Here is a 14382-nt window from a genome sequence, read left to right on the forward strand (position 1 = left end):
CTGCATCACGCGATGGGCGAGACGGACGACGCGACCTGGGTCTGGATGCCGACGCGGCGGCTCGCGATGGTCGGCGATTTGATCGTCTCGTCGATGCCAAACACGGGCAATCCCAACAAGGTACAGCGTTACACGCTCGAATGGGCGGAGACGCTCGAAGCGATCGCGAAATGCGCACCGAGGTACATGCTACCGGGCCATGGTCCCGCGTATCGCGGCGAGGAACTTTGCAAAGAAGTGCTGAGCGAGACGGCGCGGGCGCTGCGCCTCATCCATGATGAAGTCGTGCGGCGGCTCAACGCCGGTGAGTGGCCGGTGGATATCGTCGAAGCGGATATCTCGATCCCTGCGGAGCTGGCGGCGAAACCTTACCTGCAACCGATCTACGGATGCGTCCCGTTCGTGGTGCGCGACGTGATTCGGCGCTACGCGGGATGGTGGTCGGGAGAGCCGTCGCAAATGTTTCCGGCATCGCGGCAGGAACGCGGCGCCGACATTCTGGCGATGTGCGGCCGCGACGCGATTCTCGCGAAGGCGCGGGCACTCAAGGATGCGGCAGACCTGAAACGCGCGCTTGCCTTGGCCGAGATTGCGCTGAACGCGAATCCGACCGACTACGAAGCGATCAGACTGAACGCGGAAATCCTGGAAGCTATGGCCTCCAGCGAGCGATCGTTCATCGCACGCAACTTCTTCGCCGGCGCGGCTCGCCAATTACGCGAGCGCGCAAAATCGTAAGATTGTTAACGGGGAGTACGACAATGATCTTTCGCGAACTCAATCACGGCAAGTGCAAAACTTATCTCGCGATCTCGGAAGCGGCCCGCAAGGCCGCCATCATCGATCCAGTGCGCGACAAGGTCGAGCGCTACCTCGCAGTCCTTGGCTATCACGGGTTGCGCCTGGACTTGATCATCGACACGCATACTCATGCCGATCATCGCAGCGGTGGGATGGAGTTGGGCGCGCTGGCCGATGCGCCCGTCGCGATGCATCGCCTAGCGCCGGCGCCGCACGTCAGTATCCACGTTGAAGACGGTCAGACGCTGAAAGTGGGCGATGACGAACTGCGCGTTCTTCATACGCCGGGTCATACGCCGGATTCGATTAGCGTTCTTGCGACGGATCGCGTCTTCACCGGCGATGTATTGTTCATCCACGGAACCGGGCGCGCCGATTTTGCCGGCGGCGATCCGGGCGTTCAGTACGATTCGATAACGCAGCGCCTGTTCACGCTGCCGGACCCGACGCTGGTTTTCCCCGCGCACGACTATCGCGGACATACGCAATCCACGATTCGAGATGAAAAGCGCTCAAACCCGCGGCTCGCCGGTAAAACGCGCGACGACTACATCAACCTGATGAACAATCTCGGCCTGCCGCTGCCCGATGGCATCCAGGAGGCGCTGCAACCGAACCAATCCGACCTCGACGCCGGCACGCTCAAGTTCCCGACGCTCTCGCAGCTCAACCAGGTGCGTCAGTTGAGCGCCGCAGAGTTGCGCGACCGCCTCGCAAGCTCCAATCCACCGTTGTTGGTCGATGTTCGCGAAGAGGACGAGTATCGCGGAGAGCTGGGCCATATCGCGGGCGCGCGCCTGATCCCGCTGAAAGAACTACCAGAGCGAACCGACGAGTTAGCGAACGCGAAGAGCCTCGACATCGTCGCGATATGCAGAGTAGGAGTCCGCAGCGCGACCGCCGCCGCGATCCTCACCGGCCTTGGCTTCGAGCACGTCTGGAACATGAAAGGCGGCATGCTCGAATGGAAAGACGCGCAATTGCCCGTCGAGCGTGGTCTCTAATCGCGGTTCAGACTTGGTCCTTATCCAACGCGGAGCTCCATTTGCGCGAGGTGCGGCCTTCCCAGCCTCGCTTGTGGTATGCGTAGCCGACGATCAGCGGGACCGCGATTGTTGCCTCGCAATACACCATTTGCTCGTAGGTGGTATCGACTTTGCCCCAGCTGCTTGCCTCCTTGAGCGTGCTGCCTGAGAGCGCGCCGTCGCGCACGTCGGCGACCGTTATCTGGATCGCGTATTTGTGCATCGGCACGTCATGCCCCAGGACTTCAGCCGCGACGACGATATCCTGCGCGAAATTTTTTGGCACGCCGCCGCCGATCATGAATAGCCCCGTGCTTTGGTTCTTCACCTTCAGGCGCGTCAGCTCGTAAAAATCCTTGGCGCTGTCGAGCGAGACCTTGGGCTTGCCGTGACGCGCCGCCTGATGCGCGACGAGTCCGAAGCCGGCAGAGCAGTCGCTGAAGGCGGGGCAGAAAATGGGGACCTCTTCGCGGTACGCCTCGAGCACGATACTGGCGCCCGTCTTCGCGCCGGTCTCGGCCAGGTACTTGCCCATCTCACCGACGAATTCGCGCGACGAATACGGCCGCGGGTCGAGGCTGTCGGTGATTTTGTGAATCGTCTCGTCGCAAATCCGCAATTCGTCTTCGTCGATCAGCGTGTCGTAGATACGATCGATATGCAGTTCGCGCAGCTTGTCGTCGTCGAGTCCGTACTTGAAACGATCTTCGGCCATCCAGTGCTTGAAGCCGAGCGCCTCGAAGAAATCCTGGTCGACAATATTCGCGCCGGTGCTGACGATCGCATCGACCATGTGGTTGCGAATCATGTCGGCGAAGACGCGCTTCAACCCCGCGCTGATGAGCGAGCCCGCCAGGCACAGAATCACGCCGCAATCGCGATCGCGCAGCATGCGATCGTAAATCGTGGCCGCGCGATGCAAGTCGCGCGCGCTGTACGCCATCTGGCCCATCGCCTCGACGATCGGCACGACGCTGTCGCGCGTGATATCGACGTGTTCGATCGGTGTTTTCAGAAATTCTGATTTGACAGTCATTACTTTCCCCGCGATGTCTTCGATTTACTCGCCGATAGTAAGCGGCGGTGCGGTTGTACGCTACTTCATCGGGCCGATTCCGCCGAGCCCGGTCCAGTAGAGCATGAAGTATAGCGCGCCGAGCGCGATCAAAAACGCGAACGCCACGATGTCCGCCGGCGTGACCGGGTACTCGATAAACGTCGTCGGCTCGTGGCTGAAACCGAAACCGCGCGCCTCCAGAGCCATCGCCATGTTGTTTGCCTTGCGCAGCGCGCCCATGAAAACCGGGATCACCACCGGGACGTAGCGGCGCACGCGCTCGAGCGGTCCGCCCTGGTTGAAGTCGTAACCGCGCAGCCGCTGCGCATCGACGATCGTCACGGCAGAGTCGATGAACAGCGGGACTAATCGGAATGAAAGCGAGATCGCGAAGCTGACCCGATACGGCACGCGCATCCGCTGCAGTCCGTAAGTGAATTCCTCGATTTTGGTGGTCGAAAGAAACAGCACCGACGCCGCCAGCAGCTCCGCCAGTTTGATTCCGCGCCCCAGGCCAAACACCAGCGACAATCTACTGACGTGGAATACCGGAATGTTCACCAGCACCGCACCCCGCCGATAGAAAACCATCCACGCGATGGTCGTGGTGAAAACCAAAATCGCGAACAGCCATCGCAGACGATAAAAATTCGGCCACGAATCTGTCAGCTGCGCGATCCAGAGCATCACCAGTCCTATCGGCAAAAGCGCGATCGGATTATCTACCCAGTACACCGACCAGAACATGACGAAGAGCGAAAGCACTTTGACCGTCGGATGCAATCGATGAACGAAAGTGCCGCGATCGATGTAGAGATAGATCGGCATCAGGCGCGCCCCTTCACCCACGCGACGAATTCGTCGGTGGTCAACGCCAGCGTGCCGAAGCGACGGCTCAACTCGGTTATTTCCGGCGCCCGAAACGACGACGAGCGGAGCAGCTCGTCCTGCATGAAGAACTCGCGCACGCCGCCGTCGAAAATTTTCGCGCCCTTGCGCATCAGCACGACGCGCCGTGCATACTCCGCGACCAGCCACGGCGTATGCGTGATGATCACGATCGCGATTCCGGCGCGGTTGAGGTCGCGCACCAGCGCCATCATGCGAAGTTGCTCGCGATGATCGAGGCCGGTGGTGGGTTCGTCGAGAATCAGCATCCGCGGCCTGAGCACGAGCACGCTCGCGACCGCCAGGCGCTGGCGCTCGCCCTTGCTCAGCAGGAACGGATCGCTCTGGCGCTCGTTCTGGAGCCCGACCGCCTCGAGCGCTTCGTCGCATCGCCGCCGAATCTCGTCGGCGGGCAAGCCGAAGTTGCGCGGGCCGAACGCGACTTCGTCCTGGACCGTCGCAGCGAAAATCTGGTGGTCCGGATTCTGGAATACGTACGCAACTTCGCGCGCCGTCTCCGCTGGACGCATCTGCGCGCGGTCCTTGCCGTCGATCGTCACGCGGCCCGTGGCAGGCTGGAGCAGACCGACGATTTGCTTGGCCAGCGTGGTTTTGCCGGAACCGTTTTGTCCGACGATCGCGAGAAATTCGCCGGCATCGACTTTGAGCTCGATCGAATCGAGCACGCGCGGGCCGCCCGCATAGTTGAAGCTCAGGTTTTCGATTCCGATGAATGCGGGGCCGATGATTGCATTGCCCGCCGCCTTCGGCCCTTCGGATACGCGCGACCGAGCGATGCTGTCGTAGGTGGTTGCCGCGACGCCCGGACACGCGCGCACGATCGCTTCGTATGCCTGATCGACGCTTTTCGGTTGTGCATCGATTCCGAGCAGCTCGAATGCGTGGCCGAGTCCCGGCGGACGCACGCCGCATGCGGTTAGCAGCTCAGTGCGCGCAAACACTTCGGCGGGCGGACCGTCCGCGGCGATTTCGCCCTCGCGGAGCACCATAATTCGATCGGCGGCGCGCAGCTCCTCGGACTCGTGCTCGATTACGATCAGGCTCAAGCCTTGCGCGCGAAGCTTTTTGATCAGCTCGAACACTTCAGCCCTGCCTTCGGGATCGAGATCGGTGGTCGGCTCGTCGAGCACGATGACCGACGGGCGCAGCGCGAGCACTGACGCGATCGCGAGGCGCTGCTTCTCGCCGCCGGACAGCGACATTGGATCGCGATGCTCAAAGCCGCGCAGCCCGACCGCCTCGAGCGCGGGCATGATTCGGCGGTCCATCTCGGCGCGCTCCATGCCGACTTGTTCCATCGCGAAAGCGACTTCGTGCGCGACGTTGGTCGAGAACAACTGCGACTCGAAATCCTGAAAGACCATGCCGACCTTGGGCGCTACGTCGCAGACGCGAAGCTGTTCGAGCGGCTCGCCGGCGATGCGGATCGCGCCGTGAAAATCGCCGTCCTCGAATTCCGGAACGATGCGATTGAGGCATTTCGCGAGGGTGGATTTGCCGGCGCCCGACGCGCCCATCACGCCGATCATCTCGCCGGCGTTCTGCGCGAAGCTGACCGCTCGAAGCGCAGGCCGGTCGGCGCCGTGATAGGTGAAGGTGATTCGCTCGACCCACACGGCGTGCTGGCCGGGATTCACTGAAAGGATTTGGGCGTCGGTTTTCACATCATGAAGAGGCCCGCGAATGCCAACAGCAGGAACGGCCCGACGATTATCAGGACCGGTTTGTCGTACGGCGCGACGATCATCCACGCGGGCAGGAACTTTGGCGCCCAGTATCCGGTTGAAAGCAGGTTTCCAAGAATCCAGGCGCCGCCCTCGCCCGCGATCAGCAGCGCGAAACCGGTCGCGCGAATTGGCACCGGCTTCAGTTTCACTTCCGGCATCACGTCGGTGTAAAGCATCCGACCTTTTTTCACGCGCGGATAGACCGCGGCGAGGATGAACGGCGAGAGCGCGAGCGCCGAGACCATATTGTTGAAGATGATCACGTTGCCGAGCATCGCGAACGGCCGGATGACCAAGACGTTATCGGCCCATCCGACGAGGTCGGCACAGAGCACGCTCGCGGCCAGGCACGCGATGACGTACTTGAGGATCCCGAGCGGCGAGCGGCTGATGGGACTCTGGCCGCGGCCGATCAATTCCCAGACCTTGTAGGGAATCCATCCGTAGGCCAGGTTCGCGAAGAATCCGAAGATGTCGCCCGGCGACACTCCGCCGAAAAAATCGCCGATCATGTTTCCGATTGCGGAACCCCACGCGGCCGCCGGGCCGAACAGGAATGAGCACACAACTGGAATCGCGTTGGCGGGACGCAGTTCGGTGACGCCGGGAATCAGCGGCACGACCTTGAACGGCACCAGCACTGCCGCGTACAGCGCGGCCGAGATCGCGCATAGCACGACCATCCGCGTGTTGCGCCACATCAGGCGAAGCTCGCTCATCGGTTCACAGCCACGTTCATCTCGACGCTGACCAGTATCCCGACCCTTCCGGCGCAATCAAGCGCACGCGACCTGTTTCGAATCAGAGAGTAGATTAATCATTCGTGAAATCTGCGCTGGTGACGGATACAATGGGTTGAGATGCCGATCTACGAATATCGATGCGAGAAGTGCCGGCGCACGACCAGCGTTCTGACCACACGCATCAGCGAAAAGGTCGAGGCGGTCTGTGCGCATTGCGGCGGCACGAAAATGAGCCGGCTCATGTCGCGGTTTGCGATGCCGCGCAGCGAAGAATCGCGGATGGAGTCGCTGGCGGACCCGTCGCGAATGGGCGATATCGACGAGAACGATCCGAAGAGCGTCGCGCGGATGATGAAGCGGATGGGAAGGGAAATGGGCGACGAATTCAGTGGGCCAGAGTTCGACGAGGCGGTCGAGGAGATCGAGAGCAGCGGCGATTTGGGAGATGAAGGATCGGGCGAGGATGACGTTTGATGGTTGGCTATTTGAGAGAGTCGCAGGAACCTAACCACTAACCCCTTCCCGCTCGGGAAGGGGAACCGGATGGGAAAGAGATCCTAGTCGGCTTCGAGCATCACTATTGCCGCCGCTGCCATGCCTTCGCTGCGGCCCAGTGCGCCTAATCCCTCGGGGCTGGACGCTTTTACGTTGACGCGCGATTGATCTGCGCTGAGTGCGGCGGCGAGGCGGGCGCGCATCGCGTCCAGATGCGGTTTCAGCTTCGGCTGCTCGGCGAAGATTGTCAGGTCGGCATTGCCCAGGCGCCATCCTTTATCGCTGGCCAGTCTCCAGACGGTGCTCAGCAGAGTGATCGAGTCGGCATTTTTGTACTTCGGATCGTTGTCGGGAAAATGCCGGCCTAAGTCGCCTGCGCCGATGGCGCCGAGGATTGCGTTGGCAAGCGCGTGTGCTGCGACGTCAGCGTCGGAATGCCCGCAGAGTCCCTTGTCGTGCTTGATCTCGACGCCACCGAGCACGAGCTTGCGGCCCGCTTCGAGCGGATGAAAGTCGAATCCGTTACCTATCCGAAAACGCGTCGCCATTGCATCAACCCTCGCGCAGCGGGCGCATTGTTTGCGCTGCGCCCGACTGCGTTGACAAGCGCTATTTCAGTCGCCAAGCTTTTGCTCATCGTCCCGTCAGGAGGATCGCCCGCGATGCCCGCATTTGCCAAGAACCCAAAATTTATCATCGGCACGATCGTGATCCTGTGGGTGCTGTACGTCCTTTACGCGAACTTTCAGATCGACATGGTCACGTTCTACCTGCTGCCGTTCAACATCCTGAAACTACAACTCAGACTCTCGGCGGTGATAATCGGCGCCGCGATTTTCGGCGGAGTGGCCGCGATCGTGATTCACTGGCTATGGTTACGGCCTTCGAACAGCTCGTCGGCAGTGACCGCGCCCATTCCGCCGTCCGCTCCGAGGAGCAACACAGTAGCCTGAGCGCCAGCCCTCAAAATCGCTTCAGTTGACGGACCGATAAGCAGACCGTCGGCGCGCGAGAGCGAGCTCAGGATGCCCGAACCCTGGCCGCCGGTCGGAGTCGCGAGCCAGCCGTCCGCATCGCGCTTAAGTTTGACCCGTACGAACTCGGTCAAGTCCTTCGAAGTTTTGATATCGACACCGCATCGCGCATTGACGCGCGGCAGCCCAACGCGTTGCCTCCCGCTCATCTTGAGCAGCGCGGGTCGCGCATACAGATAGAAGCAGACCAGCGTCGAGACGGGATTTCCCGGCAGGCCGAAGATCGGGCGGTAGCCGACGGTGCCGAACTTGAGCGGACGCCCCGGCTTTTGCGCGACGCCGTGAAACAACTGGCGCATCCCGAGTTCGTCGAGCGCACCCTTGACGTGATCGAATTGTCCCACCGAGACGCCCCCGGTCGAGAGCACGGCGTCGAAAGTCATCGCTTCGGCCAGACGCTCGCGAATCTCGCGCGCGTCGTCGCGCGCCACCTTGAGAATGACCGCCTCGGCGCCGGCTTCGCGCACCGCGCCGGCCAGCGCGTAGGCGCTGGAGTTTACGACCTGCGCGCCGGTTGGCGGCTGATCCACGTCCACGAGCTCGTCGCCGGTGGCAACAATCGCGACGCGCGGTCGCCGAATAACCTCGACCATCGCGCGATTCACCGACGCCAGCATCCCCAGGTCGGCCGGCGTCAGCGTCTTGCCCGCGGAGATCACCGATTCGCCGAGGCGCAAATCCTCGCCGCGCGGACGGATGAATGCGCCTTTCTCGGCACTGGCGAGAAACTCAACCGAGTCTCCACCGCCGCGCGTGCGTTCGACCGGGATGATGGCGTCTGCGCCTTCCGCGATCGGCGCGCCGGTCATCGTACGAACCGCCTGGCCTGCGCTCACGCGACGCGTCGGCATCTGGCCCGCGCCGACGGTCTCGACGACCGCCAGCTTGACGGGACTCGCCTCGGAAGCCTTGGCGACATCGGCGGCGTGGACCGCGTAACCGTCCATCGCGGAGTTGTCGAAGCCGGGGATGTCGCGCGACGAGCTGATGGGTTCGGCGAGCACTCGGCCGAGCGCATCGAGAATCGCAACGCGCTCGACGCCGAGCGGCGCAACGTTTTCGAGGACGATTTGCAGGGCCTGGTCGGCGCTAATCATGCGGAGAAAAGGATACGCGGCTTTCGCTCACGATTGAACCGAGTCAGCCGCGCTCCCTTTCCGAACCTGCCGCGCCGAGCGGTGTCACTCGTCGGTGACTCTCGTGGTACGCGTCGTCGTTACAGACGGTGCGGGCACGACAGTGACTACCGGCGGCGCGGGTACTACCGTGACTGTTGCCGGTGCGGGTTCGACTGCGACTGCTGCAGGCGCGGTTACGACCGTCGTCTTATACGGGGTCCTACCGTCGTGTATGCGGGGTTGTAGTCGGTCGTCGTCCGCTTCTCTACCGCGCCGTTGCTGTACTGCGTCGTGACGGTGGTCGAGCTCGTAGTTGCAGGTTCCGTGGTCACAGCAGTCGGCTCGTGAACGACCTCAACGGGCGGGCTGTATGCAGTCGTCTCGGTATCGGCGCAGCCGATCAAACCGGCTGCGGCAATGCTGATAAATCCGGCAATCACTACATTCATGATTTTCATAGCTTCACCTGCTGTTTTCTGATCGATGGCATCCGGCCGATTCAGACCGGCCTATTCATGCCACGATGGAAAACGCAATTGATGTGCCGGATGATAAGATTGCGGAATAGATTGCCTGTTATTCCGGGCCAATCCATGAGAAATTCCCGATTAGGAAAATTTTGCCGACGATCAGAAGACTCCCGCGCAAATCATGCGCAGAAAAAAGCATAAGCCGTTTGGGATCATTGATTTACTGCGACCGGCCATTGCCGGTCCCGGCAGGGAGCAAAAAGAGACTGAAAAAATCAGAACCCGACGTGTTCGGCGCTGCCCTGGGTTCCTGAATCCACCGGAACGCGGACGCTGTACGAGCGTTCGTCGGGAGGAACGATATCGCGCAGCAGGGCCGGATTCAGCTCGTGCAGGCGCTCGAGCGTCGTCCCATGATTGAGCGCAACCCGGCTGAGCGGAGTACCGCCAGTAACCGGCAGCATCTGGTAGGCCGGCGGATCGTCGAGCTTGATGGTGTTGATTCCGTAGCTGTTCGCATGGTGCGCGATATAAGCGACGGCCATGAAGCGTCCCATCAACCCGCGCGTGCGACGCGGCAGCCGGCTTCCAAACCGCTCCATGTTGTGCCCGCGCAGCGACCAATAGCGATTGATCGCGCTGTCGCCGTTGTTCCAAGCGACGAGCGTCATCGGCCAGTCGTCGCCCGCCTCATCGTGCAAGGTCGCCAAGTACTCGGCAGCCGCCTTGGTGGACATTACAGGGTCGCGGCGCTCGTCGACGTAGTTGTCGATTCGCAGGCCGAAGCGCTTGGCCGTATCGCTGTTGAACTGCCAAGGACCCCTGCCCTGTTTGGAAAATTCGCTTTCAGCGAAGGCCAGGTACACCAGATCGTCAGGAAGGCCGTAGCTTCGCAGCACCCGAACCATGTCCGGCAGGTACGGGTGACTGCGGTCGAAGGTGTCCTGGAGATGGTCGGGAGTGGTCATGAAATCCGACACGTAGCGACGCACGGCTCGATTGAGCAGAATCGGGAACGGCGCAACTGGCTGAGGAAGAGGGAGCACGTACGGTGACAAGACTGGCTGGGCGCCGGCTTCCGCGGGAGTCTCGAGCTCGAAGCCGTCATCATGCCCTATCAGGCTGGGAGCCGGCAGGGCCGCCATCGACGGAGCGTCGGATGCCTCGAAATCCTGGGCATTCGCGTGAGTAGATGCCAATCCGGCGGAAATCAGGACCGCCATCAGGGCAACAAACACTCGATAGATAAACTTAGACTGACGCATTCTCCCCCGAGAAGATGACCTCAACCGTACCGACCGATGCGCCCCGGATCAACCCAAAAGCAGTGCATAAGTTATTAAAAAGTCTAATGTAAAAAAATCACATTGTTAAATAATCCATGCAAACACTTAATAATCTTGATGCTGGACGGCCCAATTTTCGCGGAGGCCGCGTTTATCCGTATGCGCTCCTTTGTGTTAGCTTTGGTAAATCGTACCGAACTTGACGCGACTGACCGGGGACAATTTTGAATCTCTGGCACGACATCATCGATAGCCTGACCGACGGGATCATCGTGCTTTCAGCCGCGATGGAGCCCCAGGTGGCCAATCCAGCGGCAGAAACGATGCTTGGCGTTTCCCAAGTGAACGCCGCGACGATCGCCGACCTCGTGCGCCAGAACGACTGGTTGGGTCGGATGGTCGGCGCTTGCCTCGAAAGCGGTCGGGATCTCGGCGATATGGAGACCGTCCTGACCACCGGGCCAAGGGAACTGGCCATCCGCGTCGAGGTGTCGCCGCTGCTCAACGCCGAGGGACGGCCCGGCGGCGTCATTGTACTGCTGCATGACCTGTCTCACGAAAAAGGCGCGGCGGAGGCTGCCATCACCGGTGACCTGAGCCTGCGGCTGTCGCCGGCCGGCCTCGCGCACGAGGTCAAGAATCCCCTGACGGGAATCAAAGGAGCGGCGGAGCTGATGGCCGGGATGTTCCCCGACGACGGGCGCGCGCAGCAATACTGCAGCGTGATTCTTGACGGCGTGAACAGGATCGCATCGCTCGTCGAGCAGGTGCTGATGGTCAGCGGTCCGCAGCGCTTGGCGCAGGAGCCGGTCAATATCCACATGGTGCTGCACCAGGCGATGCGGATGGCGGGACTGTTCCCGCAGCCGCCCGAGGGCGTCGTCGTGCTTCAGGATTTCGACCCGAGCCTGCCCGACGTTATCGGTGACGCAGGCGCGCTGGAGCGGACGTTCCTGAATTTGATTAAGAACGCGGCGGAAGCGATCGGCGAATCGGGCACGATCCGTCTGCACACAAGGATCGAGCGCGAGTTCAGGATGACGGCCGAGGGCCGTCGCCGCCAGTTCTTGCGGGTCGAGGTCAGTGACAGCGGCGTCGGCATCCCCGAGGACCAACTGGCGCAGCTGTTCACCCCGTTCTTTACCACCAAGCCCGCCGGAACCGGCCTCGGCCTCGTACTATGCCAACGTATCATCGCGCTCCACGGCGGCAGACTGTGGGCCCAGCGCGGCGGTATCGATCGGGTCAAAGGCACGGCCGCATCCAAAGACGGCATGACGTTCAAAGTGACCCTCCCGATGATGCCGTCAGAAAAGCACGCGCAATAAGCGCCGTACTTTCCCCCCAACCCGCGCATTCCATCTTCCCCTCTCCAGAAGGGAGAGGGGCTAGGGGTGAGGTTTCGCGTCCCTCTCTTGACAATAGTTAGATGTTTAGCTAAATATCAATGCATGAGCGGCGTCTTCAAAGCACTTTCGGATCCCACTCGTCGCCGAGTCCTGCAGCTGCTGCGCAAACGCCCGATGACGGCTGGAGAACTCTCGGATCATTTTGCGGTCTCCAAACCGACCATGTCGGCTCACTTCGCAGCCTTGCGCGAGGCGAACCTCGTGCATGCCGAGAAGTCCGGCAAGTCTATCACCTACCATCTGAGACTATCGGTGCTCGAGGACGCGCTGATGGGCTTCGCGCAGACGTTTGGATTGGGCGCGGACGCTGACGACGCACAAGCAGAAACGAAACCCACGGATACGAAGGAGGAAATCCCATCATGACTACTCGAATCACGTCCAGTCTGGCCCTGGCGGGACTCTTGATCGCGGTCTCGGTCGGACTTGCGTATCTCAAGAGGCTTGGCGTCGTAGGCGCCGAAGCGCCGGCGCGAGGCGCGATGGTACTTACCGGTATTTTGCTGGCGGTCTATGGAAACGTGATTCCCAAATCTTTTTCGCGATTGTCCGCCAAGGGGGAGTCCCTTCAGCGTGTGACCGGCTGGGCGACCGTCCTCTCGGGGATTGGCTATGCAGCAATCTGGGCGTTTGCCCCGATCGAGATTGCCGCGGTCGCATCGATGGTTGCCGTCGCGATCGGCTTCGTCTTCGTAGTCGGCTACTGCGTATGGCTCCGCTCAATCCCAGCGTAGGCCTTCGATGCAGTCCCCATCCCATTATCCTGGCCGAAGCGCACAACGCGAGCGGAGGAAATGGCTTCTGGCCTCCGGACAGCAGCGCGTTATTTGTTTGTCATCCTGACAAAGCGAGCAACGCGAGCAGCCGGAATTGGCTTCTGGCCTCCGGACAGCGGCGCGCAAGCGCCGCCGGTTCCGGTTTCTTAAATCGCGCGCTTCGCGCGCTCCTCTATTCGCAGGCCTGAACTGTTCATCCTTACGCTACTGTGATGCCGACTGCATTCCGCCAGCGCTCGTTCATCGCCCCCGACAACTGCTCTCTTCCCTGTCACGCAGTGGAGCGCAATGAATCGGCGATGGCGCGGCGGGTGGCCGAGAGGGCGGGAATCGCGGCGCTCAGCAGGCCGATTGCGGCTGCGACTGCGATGCTTTCGCTTGCTACTGCCGGCATCAGACGCAGACCGAAGTCTGGTCCGAGCAGGGCGGGGCCGAAAACGCGAAGCAAGCCGTAAGCGATCGCAGATCCCATCGCCCCTGCCGCCAGACCCATCAGCAGGCCTTCGGTGATGAGGAAGCCGACCAGGGCGCGGCGGGTGAAGCCGATCGCGCGCATCACGGCGAGCTCGTGGCGTCGCTCGCGGACCGCCATCGCGGCGGTGTTTGCGGAGACCAGCGCGATCACGATCACCACGATCCCCGCAATCAATTGCGCGCCGACGAACAGCAACCGAAAGTCGTGCAGCTGGGACTGGGCCACGCCGAGCTCGGTCTGGGTCGAAGTCTCGAAGGGGGCGTTGGCGAAATGCTCGTCGATTTGCTTGAGCAGCGGCTGCGCGAACTCGGAAGCGTCCGCCTTGACGAAGAAGATGGCGACCTTGCCCTGGAAGTCCTCGAGCTTGTCGAGCCGATCGATCGGCACTATCACCAGATTTCGCGTCTGCCGGCTGGCCAGCATGCCCGCGACAGTGAGACTCAAGTCGGCGGGCGGTGAGAGTCCATGCAGGATGATGTTGTCGCCGACCTTCCACTTAAACTGCTTCACCAACTCGGAACCGACCAGCCCTGCCGAGCGTGAACGGCCGAGCGCAGCGGCGTTTTGGGCCGAGGCCCATTCCGGCCAGATCACGTGCAATTGGTCGGGATCGAGACCGATCACGGGTATCAGCTCGCCGGCCTTGCGATAGCTGGTCATCATGACGAGGTAACCGGTCATCGCGCTGACATGCGGCAGATCGCGAATGCTTTCGCCGTAGGCGGCGGGCAGCAGGTAGTTGAACCCGGCTTTGTTGCCGCAGATCAGCCGCAGCGTACTCACGCGATCGCGCAGAATCCGCGCCGCCACCGCGGGAACGCTCATCAGCCCGGCGAAAATGCAGGTCGAAACGGCGATCGACAGCACGCTGAGAATTGTACGGCGGCGGTTGCGCAGCAGGTTGCGAATGATCAGCGGAACGAACTTCATCGATCGGCCCGCACCAGCCTAGCTGAAGCTGGGGCATCCCGACATCAGCCGGGTGTTGATGAAACCCCAATCCCGACGCCATCGTAACCCGCGCATCGCACGCCGAATTTTTGCCCGGAACCAGACC

The 14382-nt window shown here is 61.6% G+C and carries 16 protein-coding genes; 7 read left to right on the top strand and 9 right to left on the bottom strand.

Annotation, left to right across the window (positions count from 1 at the left end):
• Together VIW95_RS12185 and VIW95_RS12190 are read left to right on the top strand one after the other, a co-directional pair.
• On the top strand, positions 1-738 hold a 738-nt coding region (locus tag VIW95_RS12185; protein ID WP_331586826.1), incomplete at its 5' end, for an alkyl sulfatase dimerization domain-containing protein.
• 23 nt (positions 739-761) lie between these two features.
• The gene (locus tag VIW95_RS12190) at positions 762-1805 is read left to right on the top strand and encodes an MBL fold metallo-hydrolase (protein ID WP_331586828.1); all 1044 of its coding nucleotides are present in this window, start codon (positions 762-764) and stop codon (positions 1803-1805) included.
• Positions 1806-1812: 7 nt separating this feature from the next.
• Here the strand turns inward: VIW95_RS12190 and VIW95_RS12195 are convergent, their stop codons facing one another.
• Genes VIW95_RS12195 through VIW95_RS12210 form a run of 4 tightly spaced genes read right to left on the bottom strand, consistent with a single transcriptional unit; the run spans position 1813 to position 6238 of the window.
• Positions 1813-2862: a 1,9-bis(guanidino)-5-aza-nonane synthase gene (locus VIW95_RS12195; RefSeq protein WP_331586830.1), complete on the bottom strand. Its 1050-nt coding sequence runs from the start codon at positions 2860-2862 to the stop codon at positions 1813-1815.
• Between the two features lie 60 nt (positions 2863-2922).
• Entirely contained in the window at positions 2923-3711 is a 789-nt protein-coding gene (locus tag VIW95_RS12200; RefSeq protein WP_331586832.1) for an energy-coupling factor transporter transmembrane component T, read from the bottom strand.
• Positions 3711-5456, bottom strand: a complete 1746-nt coding sequence (locus VIW95_RS12205) for an energy-coupling factor transporter ATPase (RefSeq protein WP_331586834.1) — start codon at positions 5454-5456, stop codon at positions 3711-3713. Before VIW95_RS12205 ends, VIW95_RS12200 begins: the two co-directional genes overlap by 1 nt.
• Positions 5453-6238, bottom strand: a complete 786-nt coding sequence (locus VIW95_RS12210; protein ID WP_331586836.1) for a QueT transporter family protein — start codon at positions 6236-6238, stop codon at positions 5453-5455. Before VIW95_RS12210 ends, VIW95_RS12205 begins: the two co-directional genes overlap by 4 nt.
• Positions 6239-6379: 141 nt before the next feature.
• Between VIW95_RS12210 and VIW95_RS12215 the strand changes: the two genes are divergently transcribed.
• The gene (locus tag VIW95_RS12215) at positions 6380-6736 is read left to right on the top strand and encodes a zinc ribbon domain-containing protein (protein WP_331586838.1); all 357 of its coding nucleotides are present in this window, start codon (positions 6380-6382) and stop codon (positions 6734-6736) included.
• An 83-nt stretch (positions 6737-6819) separates the two neighbouring features.
• Here VIW95_RS12215 and ispF read toward each other — a convergent pair whose 3' ends face one another.
• Complete coding sequence (ispF, locus tag VIW95_RS12220) at positions 6820-7305, bottom strand: 2-C-methyl-D-erythritol 2,4-cyclodiphosphate synthase (RefSeq protein ID WP_331586840.1); 486 nt, start codon at positions 7303-7305, stop codon at positions 6820-6822.
• Between the two features lie 114 nt (positions 7306-7419).
• Here ispF and VIW95_RS12225 point away from each other — a divergent pair, with 114 nt between their 5' ends.
• Complete coding sequence (locus tag VIW95_RS12225; RefSeq protein WP_331586842.1) at positions 7420-7710, top strand: hypothetical protein; 291 nt, start codon at positions 7420-7422, stop codon at positions 7708-7710.
• Here the strand turns inward: VIW95_RS12225 and glp are convergent.
• The 3 genes from glp to VIW95_RS12240 all read right to left on the bottom strand — a co-directional run bounded on the left by glp (position 7620) and on the right by VIW95_RS12240 (position 10602).
• Positions 7620-8888 carry a gephyrin-like molybdotransferase Glp gene (gene glp, locus VIW95_RS12230; RefSeq protein WP_331586844.1) on the bottom strand — a complete coding sequence of 423 codons (1269 nt, stop codon included), beginning with the start codon at positions 8886-8888 and terminating at the stop codon, positions 7620-7622. The genes VIW95_RS12225 and glp overlap by 91 nt on opposite strands.
• Positions 8889-9103: 215 nt before the next feature.
• Positions 9104-9358 (bottom strand): hypothetical protein, encoded by a 255-nt coding sequence (locus VIW95_RS12235; protein ID WP_331586846.1) that lies wholly within the window; start codon positions 9356-9358, stop codon positions 9104-9106.
• A 296-nt stretch (positions 9359-9654) separates the two neighbouring features.
• Complete coding sequence (locus tag VIW95_RS12240; RefSeq protein ID WP_331586848.1) at positions 9655-10602, bottom strand: lytic transglycosylase domain-containing protein; 948 nt, start codon at positions 10600-10602, stop codon at positions 9655-9657.
• Between the two features lie 287 nt (positions 10603-10889).
• Between VIW95_RS12240 and VIW95_RS12245 the strand changes: the two genes are divergently transcribed.
• The 3 genes from VIW95_RS12245 to VIW95_RS12255 all read left to right on the top strand — a co-directional run bounded on the left by VIW95_RS12245 (position 10890) and on the right by VIW95_RS12255 (position 12808).
• Positions 10890-11993 carry a two-component system sensor histidine kinase NtrB gene (locus VIW95_RS12245; RefSeq protein WP_331586850.1) on the top strand — a complete coding sequence of 368 codons (1104 nt, stop codon included), beginning with the start codon at positions 10890-10892 and terminating at the stop codon, positions 11991-11993.
• Between the two features lie 123 nt (positions 11994-12116).
• Positions 12117-12440, top strand: coding sequence for an autorepressor SdpR family transcription factor (locus tag VIW95_RS12250; RefSeq protein WP_331586851.1), 324 nt, complete (start codon positions 12117-12119; stop codon positions 12438-12440).
• The gene (locus tag VIW95_RS12255) at positions 12437-12808 is read left to right on the top strand and encodes a hypothetical protein (protein ID WP_331586853.1); all 372 of its coding nucleotides are present in this window, start codon (positions 12437-12439) and stop codon (positions 12806-12808) included. Before VIW95_RS12250 ends, VIW95_RS12255 begins: the two co-directional genes overlap by 4 nt.
• 313 nt (positions 12809-13121) lie before the next feature.
• On the opposite strand, the gene VIW95_RS12260 is transcribed toward VIW95_RS12255, so the two are convergent.
• Positions 13122-14255, bottom strand: coding sequence for an ABC transporter permease (locus VIW95_RS12260; protein WP_331586855.1), 1134 nt, complete (start codon positions 14253-14255; stop codon positions 13122-13124).
• Positions 14256-14382: the final 127 nt, after the last annotated feature.

The sequence above is a fragment of the Binatus sp. (SeqCode) genome (assembly GCF_036522015.1).
Taxonomy (GTDB): Bacteria; Desulfobacterota; Binatia; order Binatales; family Binataceae; genus Binatus.

Bases quoted from the DNA above. Each gene is read 5' to 3' on its own strand.
- VIW95_RS12190 (WP_331586828.1), top strand. From the start codon at position 762: ATGATCTTTCGCGAACTCAATCACGGCAAGTGCAAAACTTATCTCGCG.
- VIW95_RS12195 (WP_331586830.1), bottom strand. From the start codon at position 2,862: ATGACTGTCAAATCAGAATTTCTGAAAACACCGATCGAACACGTCGAT.
- VIW95_RS12200 (WP_331586832.1), bottom strand. From the start codon at position 3,711: ATGCCGATCTATCTCTACATCGATCGCGGCACTTTCGTTCATCGATTG.
- VIW95_RS12210 (WP_331586836.1), bottom strand. From the start codon at position 6,238: ATGAGCGAGCTTCGCCTGATGTGGCGCAACACGCGGATGGTCGTGCTA.
- VIW95_RS12215 (WP_331586838.1), top strand. From the start codon at position 6,380: ATGCCGATCTACGAATATCGATGCGAGAAGTGCCGGCGCACGACCAGC.
- ispF (WP_331586840.1), bottom strand. From the start codon at position 7,305: ATGGCGACGCGTTTTCGGATAGGTAACGGATTCGACTTTCATCCGCTC.
- VIW95_RS12225 (WP_331586842.1), top strand. From the start codon at position 7,420: ATGCCCGCATTTGCCAAGAACCCAAAATTTATCATCGGCACGATCGTG.
- glp (WP_331586844.1), bottom strand. From the start codon at position 8,888: ATGATTAGCGCCGACCAGGCCCTGCAAATCGTCCTCGAAAACGTTGCG.
- VIW95_RS12235 (WP_331586846.1), bottom strand. From the start codon at position 9,358: ATGAATGTAGTGATTGCCGGATTTATCAGCATTGCCGCAGCCGGTTTG.
- VIW95_RS12240 (WP_331586848.1), bottom strand. From the start codon at position 10,602: ATGGCGGTCCTGATTTCCGCCGGATTGGCATCTACTCACGCGAATGCC.
- VIW95_RS12250 (WP_331586851.1), top strand. From the start codon at position 12,117: ATGAGCGGCGTCTTCAAAGCACTTTCGGATCCCACTCGTCGCCGAGTC.
- VIW95_RS12255 (WP_331586853.1), top strand. From the start codon at position 12,437: ATGACTACTCGAATCACGTCCAGTCTGGCCCTGGCGGGACTCTTGATC.
- VIW95_RS12260 (WP_331586855.1), bottom strand. From the start codon at position 14,255: ATGAAGTTCGTTCCGCTGATCATTCGCAACCTGCTGCGCAACCGCCGC.